Below are 14438 nucleotides of genomic sequence, written 5' to 3'. Positions count from 1 at the left end.
TTGCCACTGTCCGACATCGCGATATCGGCCGCTTTGCCAATAAAAGCCACTTCACGCGGGTGTGTTCTCGTCGATAGTCGGCATCGGCCCGGGCGCGTGGCACCGCGACAGGCATGTTGCGCCGGAAGGCGAAGATCGGGGGCGGGGCAGAAGCCCGGTTCGATCATCGACCTATTACCTGTGGGATAGCGTAGGAGGCGTGGGGCGCCGCGAAAATCTCGTCCGGCGGATGGCCGATGCGTTCGGCGAGACTGCCCGGATTGAAGTGGTTGCGTCGCATGCGTCGCTTGCTGCAACACCCGGCGAATGTCAGCCGATCGCCGCCCAACGCAAGGCCAAACCGCGCTGTGCCCGGGGGTGTGGCCGCCGGTGCGACAGACGAGCGCCTCCGGCGCGACGGGCGCAAGATCGATGCCGGCGGCATCTAGTCGCGGGCCAACTGCCCGGTCGGGAGCCACTGACAGTTGTTTCAAATTCAAGCGATAATCCATCCAGTCTTATCGCCCGGGAGCCTCGAAACGCGTACGAGGGAGGTCATACATGGATTCCATAGGATGCCAGCCGCGCTTCGTTGGAGAAAAATCAGCCCATCCTGCGATCAAGACCAAGCGCCACGATCGCTGAGGCCCGCGAGCATGAGGTACCAGACTAATGCTGATGGTCAGCCACGCGTCCTTTGTCAGGAGTAGCCGATGATACGCGTCTGGTCACACCGTCCTCAATTTTCGCATTTAGGAATTTTTATCGCGGCCTACGTGTTGGGCTGCGGATTCGCACAGTCGCTCGCCATAGTACCCGGAACAGGAATTTCCATTTGGCCACCAGGCGGACTTTTCCTTGCTACGCTCGTTCTCGCCTCCAGACATAGTTGGCCTTGGTGGATCCTGGGAGGGTGTTTGGCGGAACTGTTTGGCAATTTCTTTTGGTTCGGCAGTCCACTGCTTGTGGCCGTCCTGTTATACGTCGCCAACGCCCTTGAAGCGGTAACCGGCGCATGGCTTATCAACCGATACTGCGGGCGCCCAATTCGGCTGGAAACCTTACAGGAAACTCTCGCATTCGTCGTCTTGGGTGCCGGAATTGCACCGGTGGTCGGTGCGACGGTGGGCAGTGCGACGCTGGTGTGGTTCGGTATACAATCGCAATCACTCACGACAGCATGGCCTCTTTGGTGGATCGGAGATGCTACCGGCATCTTAATCGTAGCGCCGGTCGTTTTGGTGTTATCCCAGAATTGGCGCAGCAAGGGCCACCTCTCGGCCGCGCGGTGGATCGAAGCTGGTGTCCTGGGGCTTATCTTTCTCGGTGTCGCCGCCCTTTCCTTGAGCGGCTACTTGCCTTTCGCTTACATCATCATGCCGCCCCTTCTTTGGGCTGCGGTGCGCTTTGAGTTTAAAGGCGCAGCCATCACATTGAGCCTCCTCGCCTTGATCACGGCGGCGTTCACAATATTCGGCGCTAGTCAGTTTATCGGCGATGCCGAGACCCAGCGGCAGAAGCAGATCATGCTACATCTGTTCCTGGGCGTCTCGGCACTATCGGCTCTGATCGTGGCCGCGATATCCCGGCAACACCAGCGAGCACTGTTCACGTTGAGCGAAAGCGAACGTGAGCTTTCGCAGCTCGTGAACATGGTTCCGAGCCAGGTTTGGCGACTGAGCCCTGACGGCGAGCCAGTATTCTTTAACAAGCGAATGGTCGATTTCCTTGGCATGGAGGTTGCGGACACCGACAGGCCGGGCATGAGACGACTGCAGGCCGTTGTTGAGACAGTCCATCCGGACGACGCGTCGCAGTTCAAAGAGACCCTCCATCACAGCCTTCTCACTGGCGAAAGCTTCGCCATGCGATATCGGCTGCGCCGCGCTGACGGCATTTACCGGTGGATGTCGGGCCGCGCCGAGCCGATGCGAGACGACAGCGGACGTATCGTCCAGTGGTTCGGCCTCTGTCACGACATAGAGGATCAGATGCGCCTTTACAGCGACATCGAGGAGCGAGAAGCCAAAATTCGGCGATTGGTCGATTCAGATATTATAGGGATTGTTATCTGGGACCTGGACGGACTGCTCATCGACGCCAATGACGCGTTTCTCCGCATGGTCCAGTACGAACGCGAGGATTTGCAGGCCGGGCTTCGATGGTTCGATATGACGCCTCCGGAATGGCAAGAGGTGCATGCCCGCTACGAGGCTGAGGAACTCAAGAGGACGGGCATGATGCAAGCCCGCGAAAAAGAGTTTTTTAGGAAGGATGGCAGCCGGGTGCCTGTGCTGATCGGGGCTGCCTGCTTCGAGGGGCAGTCCCGGCAAGGCGTCGCCTACATTCTCGATTTGACCGAACGCAAGCGTGCGGAAGCGGCGTTGCGCGAGCGGGAACAGGAACTCTCGCAGTTGGTAAATATGGTTCCAATTTTTATCAGACGTCTGACGCCCGAAGGCGAGCCAATCTTCTTCAACAAGCGGTTCACAGACTTCATAGGCATGGGCTTGGCGGAGATCGGCGCGCCCAGCACAAGCCGACTTTCGCCGACCGTCGATGGTTTTGTCCATCCCGATGACTCGGTCGGCCTACTTGAGGCGATCCGCCACTCTCTCGCTAGCGACGAGCCCTTCTCCATGAAATATCGCATGCGTCGTGTCGACGGCGCATATCGCTGGATTGATACCCGTGCGGAGCCCGTGCGTGATGCGGGCGGAACGATCGTGCAATGGTATGTCGTCTCCATTGACGTTGACGATGAGGTGCGCGCACAACAAGCCGAAGAGGCGCTCCGCGACACATCAATCAAACTCGCCAAGGCCACTCAGGCTGCAAGTCTTGCCGAACTTTCTGCTTCGATCGCGCATGAGGTGAACCAACCGCTGGCAGCGATCGTCGCCAACTCACACGCCTGTCAACGTTGGCTATCTGCCGATCCGTCGAATGTCGAGCGCGCGAAGATCACGGTCGATCGCATCATCCGGGACGCGAACTCGGCAGCGGATGTCGTCAGCCGCATTCGTGCGCTGTTCAGGCAATCTGTGGAGCCGAGAGACAGCGCGCCGCTCTGTGGCGCGATTGCCGAAGCCCACGGCCTCATGGCGGAGGAAGCGACGCGACGCCGCGTTCAGATGAAGATCGACGTGGAAGGCAATCTTCCGCCTGTCGCGTTCGATCGGGTCCAAATACAGCAGGTGCTGATCAATCTCATCCGAAACGGCTTCGATGCGATGGACTCGACGCCGGACGGTCGCATTCTTGGCATGCGTGTGCACCGAAATGGAAATTCGGTGCAGACTGAAATCAGCGATTTTGGTATGGGCATCGAATTCCCCGACAGGATATTCGAGCCATTCTTCACGACGAAAGAGCAAGGGATGGGCATGGGTTTGGCGATCTGCCGTTCAATCGTAGAGGGTCATGGTGGACGGCTGTGGGCAGAAAAAAACGAGCCTCATGGAGCGAGGTTTATCTTCACGCTACCGGTTGAAGTGAATGCGGCCAAATGAACATCAATGAATATGTTGTCTTCATCGTCGATGACGACGTGCGGATCCGCGAGGCACTAGTCGAGTTGCTGGATTCGCATGGAATCGGCGCCACGGCCTATGGTTCGGCCGGTGAGTATGTCCGGGCCGATAAACCCGACTTGCCCGCGTGTCTTATTCTCGACGTCGAGCTGCCAGACATCAATGGCCTTGATTTGCAGAAGCAGATCGCCAACGACCATCATCCGCCGATCATTTTCATTACGGGGTACGGTGACATCCCGTCGTCTGTAAGCGCCATCAAACGCGGCGCAGTTGACTTTCTAACTAAGCCGTTCGCGGAGAATGACCTGATAACGGCTGTCAGAAGTGGATTGGCTCAAGACCGGCAGGCGCGCCTGGAACGCGCCGAGATGTCCGCACTTCGGGAGCATTATTCTACACTGACACCAAGAGAGAGGGACGTGTTACCCCTGGTAGTAAGCGGGCTCCTCAACAAACAGGCCGCTGCAGAGTTGGGAATCAGTGAGGTAACGCTCCAAATCCATCGGCGGAATGTAATGCAAAAGATGGCGGCGGCTTCGCTCGCAGATCTCGTGCGAATAGCCGAAAAGCTTCAAATTCCGATCACTCATTCTCGACGTGCAGGAGAAATTGATCCGTGATTGGAGGAAAGCCCACGATAGCGGTTGTCGATGACGATCCGCGGGTTCTGGAATCTCTGAGGGAGCTGTTGGAGTCGGCTGAGTATGGTGTTCGCACATTCTCGTCAGCCAAAGCTCTGATCAACGCAGGATTGTCTGACATCGACTGCCTTGTCACCGACATCGGTATGCCATGCATGGATGGTTTTGAGCTTCATGATTTAGTAAAGAAGACCTCGCCGGAACTACCGGTGTTCCTGATGACTGGCCGTCACGAGATCGGTGATCAACAACGGGCGAGCGCGAAAGACATCAACGGTTTTTTCCGTAAACCTCTTGATTGGATGGACTTGCTGTCGGCTGTCGCCGCGGCTTTACATGCAAGGAAAATGGAATGAACTAAAAATGGGGGAAGGATCATGCAGGAGATTCACGTCAACTCTCAGGTGGACGAAGACCAGCCGCTCGTGGTCATTGTTGATGACGATCTCAGCGTACGCGAGTCTCTCCGCGAACTGATACTTTCAGCGGGCATGCAGTCAGCATGCTTTGCTTCGACCCGAGAGCTACTCGATGCTGGTGTGCCGGACCGACCCGGTTGCCTCATTCTTGATGTGCGAATGCCAGGCGCCAGCGGCCTGGACCTGCAACATCAACTAGCGGTCGATGGAAATCCCAAGCCGATCATCTTCTTGACCGGCCATGGCGACATCCCCATGACAGTGCAAGCCATGAAGTGTGGTGCGGTGGACTTTCTCACAAAGCCGGTCCGAGATCAGACGTTGCTCGACGCTGTCATAGCCGCAATCGGGCAGGACGTCACGCAAAGGGCAAAGGCCGGCGCTGTTAACCGCGCAATCGAGCGACTGGCGACACTAACGCCGCGCGAGCGCGCGGTCTTTTCGGCGGTAGCTCAGGGCCGCCTCAACAAGCAGATCGCTTACGAGTTCGGCATCAGCGAAAATACAGTCAAACTTCATCGCGGTAACGTAATGCGAAAAATGCAAGTTGCCTCGATTGGCGAGCTGATCCGCTCGTGGGAATCATTGCCCGATGATCTGCGCGAAGTGCGGGGCGCCTTGACCAAACCCGATCACTCCAGGCCGCCTTGAGCTAGGAAGAAGGTTGGTGAGAGACTGACGGCAGACGGCTAGCCGCAAGCAGAGCGCTCGTCGCGCCTTGTGATGGAGGTGTGGCGCATGAGAATCTGCGCAGGGCGGTGGCGGAGCCAATAGCTCACTTATGGCCGCTGCTTCAGAGTGATTGCCAAAGCTGCGGATCGATTGTTGCTGCCGCAAACCTCGTCAATCACACCCGCGCCGGTAACGTGAAGTGGCGCTGCGCCGCCCTTGCACTGGCGCGGATCATTGAAGGGGCAATAGCGCTGACGCTTTCAAATAGAGTCTCGAGCTTTATTTATAATTTGTTGTGGCCCGGTCACAGCGCGCAGTCGGCACTCAATTCGACGAGATCGCAGGATTGCTCGGCGCAAGGCATTTCATTCCACTTCTGGCTGAGTAGCCGACATGAACGGCGCGGCAGGCAGCCCCGCAGCGATGGGCCGGAGCGGATGCGTTAGCAGCAATCGCTCTTCAGGTGCCGCAATCGTTCTGGCGCAGCCGAAGCTCTGATCCGCTAGATCATCACGGTGCCCACATCCAACCGGACGGAGAAGAAAGATGACCTGGTAGAGCATCGTCAGTCCACGCACGCTCGCACCGGCTTCTGCGCGCTCGTTTGCAATGTCAGGTTTTGCTCACAAGGCGGCTGAGGCGATCTTCGACCTCGTCAGCGTCGTTCACAACCTGGTTCTGGGTGTATGCGACAGTTACCGGCCCGAGCTGCACTACATGAGCGGCCCAGACCCGAAATGGCGCGCGAACATCAACTCGGCCGGCAAAGAGTCGCTTCCTCATCCAATATCGCACCGGCCCGACGCGCTGCGTCGGATCGTACCGGAACCGCTCGTACTCACTCACCGAGCCCCGTGGTGACTACGAGTCCATTCGCATGCCGGATTCAACAGGGCTCGGAGACTAAACGGAAGGTCGTCAAGGGATCGAACGCAACGGCGGCGACAGCCATAACCTTCATGGCCGCCGGGACAACTAAAGGTGCGGAAGCTACCATGAGTATGAGGCCACTCTTGGGCTTACTCGGCGTGCTGATCGCTGCAATGAGCGTCGAGTTCAACGATACGGTTACGTCAACCGCGCTCGTCGATATTCGAGGCTCTCTTGGAATCGATTACGATGCCGGCACTTGGATCGAAAGCCTCTACAGCGCAGGACTTGCCATTGGGATGGCTTTCGCTCCCTGGTGCGCGGTGACGTTCACGCTTCGTAGGTTCACGCTCTGCGTCGTCGCTGTCGTCGCGGCATCGACCATTCTGATCCCATCGGCGCTCAACCTGCAGTCGGTCCTAATTTTGCGCGTGATCCAAGGTTTCGCCGGCGGCCTCACAATCCCGCTTCTCATGACAACGGCGCTGATGGTCCTGCCGCCACCAATCCGGCTCTATGGCTTGGCCGTGTACGGGCTGACAGCGACGTTCACATCGCCTTTCAGTGCCTCGCTCGCCGCGCTCTGGACGGACGTCATCGGCAACTGGCAATTCGCCTTCCTGGCGGCACTCCCTTTGGGCGCTTTAGCGGCTGTGCTGGTCTGGTACGGCATGGACCCCGGCGAACCCGAATACGACCGGCTCAAGCTCTTCGATTGGCGTGGCGCGCTGCTGATCATCCTGAGCTTTGGCGCTTTCACCACAATGTTGATGCAGGGCGATCGGCTGGATTGGTTTAACTCTCCGCTCATCTGTGACCTCGCACTAGTCAGTAGCATCGCCATCCCGTTGCTCCTCGTCAACGAGTGGTTCCATCCACTACCGCTCCTCAAGCTGCAGATGCTGCTGCGACGCAATCTTGCATATGCAGCGCTTGCGCTTTTTGTCTTCGTAGTGCTCAGCGCCTCTTCGACACTGATCCCAACGAAGTTCCTGATAAATGTGCAAGCCTACAGACCAGTCCAGGCTCATCTGATCACACTTGTCGTTGCGCTCGGCCAGTTTGTGATGCTGCCGGCAACGGCGTTCTTGCTCGACCACCGGAACGTGGATGCGCGGGCGGTAACGCTTCTCGGCCTAGCGCTGATGTTGATCGCCTGTGTTGGCGCCTCATCCGTCGACGTCAGCTGGCATCGCGATCAGTTCTATGTCTGGCAGGTACTCCAGATGATTGGCCAGCCGATGATCGTCATGCCATTGCTGATGATGGCAACGAATACGGTGCGTTCCCACGGCGAGGGCCCCCTCGCTTCGGCATTGATCAACACGACCCGCGCCCTGGCCGAGCCGGTGGGGATCTGGCTTATCGAGCTCATCGAGCGTTGGCGTGGCGCCCTACATTCCGAGCGGCTTGTCGATCAGATCGGTCTCAATCGTTTCCGGACCATGGAGGCCCACGGGCTCTTGTCACGAGATCCGGCACCGCTCCTGCCGAACGGAACCCCAAGTGCTACGGGAAGCCTTGAACGCTTCGTCGAGGCCGTGGCGCAGCAGGTGCACGTGCTCACGACAGCCGACGTCTATCTCGTCATGGCTGCCCTCATCGTCGCCTTTATAACGCTCGTGGTGATCCTCCCCGAGCGCACTTATCCGCCACGTGTTCTGTTTGCCAAGAAATAAGGAGGCTATGATCTTGCTCCTTCCTTCCGACAATGTCCGACGCGGTGAGACCACGCCGACGGGCGCTCCTACCCCGCCCAATAAGGTAGAAGAGCTTCCCGCGAAGAAACGGCGAACCCGCTGGCCTTGGCTTCTGGCAGGTGGCGCCATCGCAGCAAGCGCCGCCACTGTGCTTTGGCGCATCTATATGCCTACGTCCGATGTCTGGACAAATGATGCCTATGTACGTGTACACTATGCGACAATCGCGTCGCGCGTTGCTGGTCAGATCACCTCGGTGGCTGTCGATAACAATCAAATGGTCAAGGCCGGCGATCTCCTCGTTCAACTTGACGATCGCGATTTTCGTGCCGCCCTGGACACAGCTCAGGCAACGCTACTGCGCGACCGCGCTGCGGCTGCAAATGCCGCCGCCAATATCAGCCGTCAAACGGCGTTGATCGCCCAGGCCGAAGCGCAGCTGGCAATGGCACTGGCGCAGCTCAGCTTTGCAGAGAAGGATGCCAATCGCTACAATCAGCTCGCCTCCACGGGCGCTGGCACTGTGAAGATGCAACAGCAGGCTGACACTTCCCTATTGACGGGCGAAGCATTAGCCAACGGCGCTAAGGCCGCGCTGGAGGCCGCGCGGGCGCAACTCACGATCGCCAAGGCAGAAGAAGATGCGGCCATGGCCACAATCAAGGCCGACGAAGCCCAGCTGACGCAGGCGCAACTCAATCTTTCTTACACGCAGATTCGTGCACCAGTCGACGGCATGGTCGGCCAGCGCGCCGTGCAGGTCGGAAACTACGTCAGTCCAGGCGCCGGATTGATGGCGGTCGTGCCGCTCGCCGACGTCTATGTCGAAGCGAACTACCGCGAAGTCCAGTTGAAACACGTCCAGCCGGGGCAGCATGCCCGCATCCACGTCGATGCCTATAACATCGATCTCGATGGTACGGTGCTCGGCGTGCCTGCAGCCACCGGGACGACTTTCGCGGCGATCAAGTCCGACAACGCCACCGGCAATTTCACGAAGATCGTCCAACGCTTGCCGGTCCATATCAAGCTGTCTCCGAATCAGCCACTTGCGCGGCTCCTTCGGGTCGGCCTCTCGGTTGAGGCTACGGTCGAGACAGGCCTGCAAGACGTTGTCGGCTCCCATCGGACGTTCGATGCGGGCCGACCCATCGCAGAATCCCTGGCCGCTGCGACCACAGCCAATAGAACCAAGCGTCTCGGTAGATGAACTGCCTCGCATCCCTATCGTGGCGAGCGTGATTCGGCGATGAAGCCTGAGTAAAAAATCGACAGCGCCGACGATGGAATGTGGCCAGGTCCTGGGGTTCCGGATGTCGGGCAGCTCGACATCGTTTCGCCCTCGCCCGCACGAGATTCCAAGTAGCGTGGCAGAAGCTAGCCGCCACCCGGCTAGCGCTTCCGCTGCCGACACAGCGTGGTGCATCCGGCCCTTCCACGCGGTCCAGTCACGCTGGCCACGCCAAGTCTCGAAGTCAGCCTCCGTGCGGCCAATAGGCGACAGCCCGATGTTTTTCAATCGCCTCTCAAGCCTCCTCACGGTATTAGGTAAGGCAACGTGAAACGTGACTTTCAGCAGCTCGATAGGTCGCAGACTTCCAATACCCTCAATGATTTCTCCAAAACACAGTTAGAAAACTCACTACTACCAACGCAGTCATCGATCGCTTTGTTAGTTTGATCTGTCATACAGTTTGAGTATTGGTGTCCGTTGTCTTCCCCGAATTTGTGCCGAAATTTAGCGAGGCAGGATTTGCTCGCTCTTCCAGTTTGCGCGATCCACTTGTCACGATCGATAGGCTCTGCCTCAGCAAGCAGCGTCGACCCAAACAACATCGCGATGACCAAAGCATATCGCACGTTCTTATCTCCGCCGGTTAAATCGGACGATACATGAAAACGCTGGTACGGCCCTCTATTTAGGCGCGCCCTAGACTGCTCCGACCGCAGAGCGCCCATACCCGCCTAGTTTCTCGCGCAGGTGGCCGGAGTCCGTTGTGGGTCATTCTCGACGGATTCGGCGGGGCCGCGGGCCCCCTTGATGTCCGCTTCTGCCCCCCAAGCGCATGCGCAACATCCGCCGAAAAGCAATCGCAACAGCCGTTATTGCGTATCCCGTTGGCGCAAACGGCCGCGTCAGTGTGCGGAGTCAGCTTCTCAGAGTGTGAGCGGTGAGTTCCCAAAAGGCTGCTGAGGGCACCGACCGGCGAATCGTGCGGTTCCCCAGCCCAAGTGAAATCAAGATTTCTCCGCTTTTTGCACCTCGATAGCAGGGTACTTGGTCGACAAGAACATTAAGAGGAGACCTCGCCCAATGCCGACCAAAGACAGTTTTGATCCGGACTATCCTTTACCTATCTTTCTCGCCGATGAACCAGAGCAGCAGGGTATCGGGAAAGCGTGGGACAGAGCAGCTGTTATCTCGTCGCGAGTTCTTAAGACGTGTGGTTTGGTTGCAACGGCGACAGCGATCGGTATCGCGATTCTATCGGTGGGGAATCCAGTGACGCTCTTTGCGGACGTCACGGATTCCATTGCGAAAGCTACGGCTTCGCTGGTCGACAAATCGGCGCTTCAGCCTGGCACCGCCCGGTCGATATCAACAATTCAATCTACCGGTGACGCTCAGACGTTGCCGCCGACCGCAAAGGACGCGCCGACCCGCGACGAAATTGCTGACGCCTCTGAACCCGCCGGTCAGACTCAGCCTAGCACGCCAAGGATTCAATCTACCGGTGACGCTCAGACTTTGCCGCCGACTGCAAAGGACGCGCCGACCCGCGACGAAAGTGCTGCCGCCGCTGAACCCGCCGGTCAGACTCAGCCTAGCACGCCAAGGATTCAATCTACCGGTGACGCTCAGACTTTGCCGCCGACCGCAAAGGACGCGCCGACCCGCGACGAAATTGCTGCCGTCTCTGAACCCGCCGGTCAGAGGCGGACGGAAAATAGTGAGCTGCCAGCTGAAGCCCTGTTTAGGCAATACCAAGCTTGGGCGGCCGAGCAAGATACGCAGGCACAGCCCGTTCAAGATGCACCGGCTCAGGTTGCGGAAAATGCCCGAGTACCGCTTCGGTCCAAGCAAACGCACCAACACGTCCGGCCCGTCCATCATGCCCGGGCAGAGATACGGGCCGTGCAAAATCCGCAAAAAAAGATCCAGCGGGAGCCAACTGCACGGGTACAGGTCCCACCCGCACAAGACGCCCAAGCACAGGCTGTGCAAAATGCCCAGGCCCCGTCGTTCTCACAAATCTTCGGTTTCCGCAATTAGATCTAGCAGGAGTGACTTTTGTCCAAGCCTCCATGTCCTAGGTTTCCCGGCGCGCTTACGAGAGCATCGATTTCACCGACGAAGGAGAGAATCTCACGCCGTTCTCGTTGAGGTGACCTAGCCTTGCGAGTTCGGCTGCGATGTTGCGTATCGAAAGCTTGGCGGCTGCAGGCGCTTTGCTTCCAGCGCCTCCGCGTCCATCAGGCTGGGGGAGGGTGCTCCAGTTTCGCAAACGCGGCAGCGAATACCGCTGCTGTTAGGCCGTGTACCTATAAACCCCGCAGCGTCATTTGACTGAAGACTACGTCCGCTTGGCTCCTATAGTGACCTAGTTCATGCGACACCGCAATGACGCAATCGGCGGCCCATAGCGGACATAAAAGCCGAACCCAAAAGAAAATATCAAATGCCTTTCGCCCGCTTCTTTAGCAGATTGATCGAAATCGGTGCAGGCGTATCGTCTAGCCCGGGTCACCAACCGGTTCCCGAGAAGCTTCCCGTACAGATAAGGTTTTCACTCGGGCCACGGAGCTCGCACAGGCCATCTGTATCGCTCAGCCAGAGCGTCGAGCACAGCATCAACGATTGATTCGCCATCGTCACCATTGGTCATCACTATCGCGCCCTGTGCGCGACCCGGACAAGCAACCAAACCACCGCGGAAACCGAGATTGTTGCCGCGCTTCATCGCGACGAGATCGCGGCCCGAGCCCGCGAGCGCAACACCCAGCCCATAACCAAGGCCGTCGACACTGGTCAGCATTTCGTCAAGGCCGTGTTCAGCAAAGGGCGTACCACGGTCCCCTTGCGCCGCCTTGGCCATTGCCACGATTAGCTTTGCTAAATCCGATGGCGTCGACCACAAACCAGCAGCTGCAAGTTCTGGATATACGTGCCCCCCGCCATCGATCTCGCGCCCGCTGCCATCGTGTGCGCGGGCGAGTTCGGCGTTCTGTGACGCTGCCGGCGGTTGCCAGAAGCCAGACAGGTCCATCGCGAGAGGACGCAGTACTGCCTCTTCGACAAGGCTACTGAAAGATCGTCCGGTGGCATCTTCGAGCGCCAATTGGCCAATCTGACAGCCTCCGCCAGAGTAGGCCTGCACGACCCCGGGAGGCTTAACGATCGCCACTGCAGGCGAATTTGAAGGCGGCAGACCCGATAAGATCGCAACATCCGACGGCAACATCGCGTCTACGGCGTACCCGGCATATCCCGGGACGTTGCAGCCGGCGGTCATCCCAAAAAGGCGACGCAGCGTTACAGGCCTGGACGATCCGACGGGAAGCGCGGGGAGTCGCCAGCGCTTGAGGTACTGTGTGACATCTGCGTCAAGCAACACTTCACCTTGAATCGATAAAACCAACGCCGTGAGAGCGGCAATCGTTTTCGACATTGAGGCCGCCTGATAGCGCGTCCTTGAGTCGACCGCCTCGCCGCTCGATATACGACGCAGACCGCGTTGAATGAGACTGATACCTCCATCCTCGACCAGCGCCAGGCTGATGGAGGGAACGCCGCGTCTCTTCAATTCGCCGTCAAAGGAGCTGAGGATGTCACCCAAGGCGGCCGCTTCCGTCCCGCACGCAAACCTGCTGCTCAAGGTCGCGGCCATTCCGGCGAGGACCGTGCGTCGCGACAGGATCATTTGGCGCCTCGCTTTCCGTGGCCCGAACACAAAGCACCAGATCATACTAGCCTCAAACAAAGCATGCTGGCTGCTGTCGGGCTAGGCCCAGTGTCTCAAATGGGGTCATTCGCGACTGAGCCGGGCAGTGCTCACTACCAATCGATGTCCGCTTCGGTCCCAATAGCGACCGCGTTTGAGCAGACGCAGCGAATGACGCGAAGGGCCAGCAGGCGACATCAACAGACGAACGCCGTGGAAGTATATGCCGCCTTCGATTTCGACGGCGCTCATTCCGTTGTGTTCCCATGCCGTTGAGTTCTCAGCGGATGGGTCAAAGCTTGCAACTGACAGGAAAAGCGCTTCTGAACTTCCGCCAAGCCTCAAAGGTGAAGAAGATTTTCTCACAGACGATGTCGGATAGTCTGCCCTCCATGCGTCCTGGGATCGCAACAGGGAGACTAAGCTATGCCTGAACACGCCAACGCCGAAGAAGCCCCGATCAAAGCTCTGCTTGAGGGCTGGGCCGACGCTGTCCGTCGTCACGATCTTCCCGCGATTCTCGCGCATCATGATCAAGAAATGGTGATGTTCGATCTGCCGCCGCCACTTCAATGCAGAGGCGTCGAAGCGTACGCCCAGACGTGGGACCTGTTTTTTCGCTACCACAAACCCGGCACAGCCTTTGACTTCCGGGAACTCGCCATCACAGCGGGCGCGGAGGTCGCCTTCGCGGTGGCCATCATGTGGTGTGGATTCAATTCGTCTAGCAACCCCGCGGACAAGGACGGTTTTCTCTTCAGGCTCACTGTGGGATTACGCAAAGTCGACGGCAGCTGGTGCATTACGCACGAACATCACTCGGAGCCCGCTAAGGATTGATTCCGCCGGCTAGTCAGCCGGCACGTCGGCTGTGGGTCATGTGTGGACGACGCCCGCGTTGCAAGAAGAATCTGGCGTTCGGCTTGCGGTCGGGTGCAAGTCATGTGTCCGGCCTGTTTGCGCGGCACCATGACCGCTGGCCCTGATGTAGTCCGCGGATCGGGTCCCAATCATTTTCACGGGCTTTGACGCCCATGACCCAGAAGCGGGTTGTCCCAATCGACGGCTCGACCGTTTCGCATCACACCATCATCACCCTCGCAATTTGATTGTCTTGCTCGCCGTCGCCTCACGTTCCCTTTGCCAAGCCTCTTCAGGCGGCTGCAGCGAGCTCCGGCGCTCGATAGTGTCCTCCTTTGGCCATGATCGCCCAAGCGATGCGCGCCATCTTGTTAGCAACGGCAACGGCGACGAGTTTGGCCGGCTTCTTTGCCAGCAGCTTCATGACCCAGGGATGCTTTTGCGGGTGCTGCCGGGCGTGTCGAACAACCGCTGTTGCACCGATGACGAGCAGCCGCCGGAGATAGCGATCTCCCTGCTTGGAGATGCCGCCGAGCCGCTCCTTGCCGCCCGTCGAGTGCTGCCGCGGCACAAGTCCGATCCATGCTGCAAAATCCCGACCGGATTTGAAATCACTCGGGTCTGCGACAGTGGAAGCGATGGCCGTGGCCCCGATCACGCCTATCCCCGGCACGGTCTCGAGGCGGCAGCTCATATCGTTGGCACGATGATGGGCGTGAATGGCGCGATCCAGAGCCCCAATCTGCATTTCCAGAGCTGCGAGTTGATCGACAATGGCCTGCAGCGCCTGTTTCATCGCAGTTGGAAGAGCTTCGCG

At 58.6% G+C, this 14438-nt stretch carries 10 protein-coding genes; 8 read left to right on the top strand and 2 right to left on the bottom strand.

Annotation, left to right across the window (positions count from 1 at the left end; genetic code table 11):
• The first annotated feature begins 692 nt into the window (after window positions 1–692).
• The 7 genes from SO156_RS31925 to SO156_RS31895 all read left to right on the top strand — a co-directional run bounded on the left by SO156_RS31925 (window position 693) and on the right by SO156_RS31895 (window position 11091).
• Window positions 693–3491 (top strand): sensor histidine kinase, encoded by a 2799-nt coding sequence (locus SO156_RS31925; RefSeq protein ID WP_498537528.1) that lies wholly within the window; start codon window positions 693–695, stop codon window positions 3489–3491.
• Window positions 3488–4135, top strand: coding sequence for a response regulator transcription factor (locus SO156_RS31920; RefSeq protein ID WP_498537527.1), 648 nt, complete (start codon window positions 3488–3490; stop codon window positions 4133–4135). The genes SO156_RS31925 and SO156_RS31920 overlap by 4 nt, the downstream gene beginning before the upstream one ends.
• Window positions 4132–4512 carry a response regulator gene (locus SO156_RS31915; protein WP_458150842.1) on the top strand — a complete coding sequence of 127 codons (381 nt, stop codon included), beginning with the start codon at window positions 4132–4134 and terminating at the stop codon, window positions 4510–4512. The genes SO156_RS31920 and SO156_RS31915 overlap by 4 nt, the downstream gene beginning before the upstream one ends.
• 21 nt (window positions 4513–4533) lie before the next feature.
• Window positions 4534–5226 (top strand): response regulator transcription factor, encoded by a 693-nt coding sequence (locus SO156_RS31910; RefSeq protein ID WP_458150841.1) that lies wholly within the window; start codon window positions 4534–4536, stop codon window positions 5224–5226.
• Between the two features lie 1034 nt (window positions 5227–6260).
• A complete protein-coding gene (locus SO156_RS31905) occupies window positions 6261–7796 on the top strand; it encodes an MFS transporter (RefSeq protein ID WP_498537526.1) in 1536 nt (511 codons plus the stop codon).
• A 13-nt stretch (window positions 7797–7809) separates the two neighbouring features.
• Window positions 7810–9027: an HlyD family secretion protein gene (locus tag SO156_RS31900; protein ID WP_458150839.1), complete on the top strand. Its 1218-nt coding sequence runs from the start codon at window positions 7810–7812 to the stop codon at window positions 9025–9027.
• Between the two features lie 1104 nt (window positions 9028–10131).
• Window positions 10132–11091: a hypothetical protein gene (locus SO156_RS31895; RefSeq protein ID WP_498537525.1), complete on the top strand. Its 960-nt coding sequence runs from the start codon at window positions 10132–10134 to the stop codon at window positions 11089–11091.
• 514 nt (window positions 11092–11605) lie between these two features.
• On the opposite strand, the gene SO156_RS31890 is transcribed toward SO156_RS31895, so the two are convergent.
• The gene (locus SO156_RS31890) at window positions 11606–12739 is read right to left on the bottom strand and encodes a serine hydrolase domain-containing protein (protein WP_498537524.1); all 1134 of its coding nucleotides are present in this window, start codon (window positions 12737–12739) and stop codon (window positions 11606–11608) included.
• Window positions 12740–13186: 447 nt separating this feature from the next.
• Between SO156_RS31890 and SO156_RS31885 the strand changes: the two genes are divergently transcribed.
• Window positions 13187–13600 (top strand): YybH family protein, encoded by a 414-nt coding sequence (locus SO156_RS31885; protein ID WP_458150836.1) that lies wholly within the window; start codon window positions 13187–13189, stop codon window positions 13598–13600.
• A 313-nt stretch (window positions 13601–13913) separates the two neighbouring features.
• On the opposite strand, the gene SO156_RS31880 is transcribed toward SO156_RS31885, so the two are convergent.
• A partial coding sequence (locus tag SO156_RS31880) for an IS110 family RNA-guided transposase (RefSeq protein WP_498537523.1) occupies window positions 13914–14438 on the bottom strand: 525 nt, incomplete at its 5' end.

Source organism: Bradyrhizobium sp. UFLA05-125 (assembly GCF_059803515.1).
Note: the sequence above shows the minus strand (reverse complement) of the source record. Positions and strands in the feature narration are given on the sequence as shown.

Excerpts from the sequence above, each read along its gene's own strand:
- SO156_RS31895 (WP_498537525.1), top strand. The coding sequence starts at position 10,132 with ATGCCGACCAAAGACAGTTTTGATCCGGACTATCCTTTACCTATCTTT.
- SO156_RS31920 (WP_498537527.1), top strand. The coding sequence starts at position 3,488 with ATGAACATCAATGAATATGTTGTCTTCATCGTCGATGACGACGTGCGG.
- SO156_RS31885 (WP_458150836.1), top strand. The coding sequence starts at position 13,187 with ATGCCTGAACACGCCAACGCCGAAGAAGCCCCGATCAAAGCTCTGCTT.
- SO156_RS31925 (WP_498537528.1), top strand. The coding sequence starts at position 693 with ATGATACGCGTCTGGTCACACCGTCCTCAATTTTCGCATTTAGGAATT.
- SO156_RS31910 (WP_458150841.1), top strand. The coding sequence starts at position 4,534 with ATGCAGGAGATTCACGTCAACTCTCAGGTGGACGAAGACCAGCCGCTC.
- SO156_RS31890 (WP_498537524.1), bottom strand. The coding sequence starts at position 12,739 with ATGATCCTGTCGCGACGCACGGTCCTCGCCGGAATGGCCGCGACCTTG.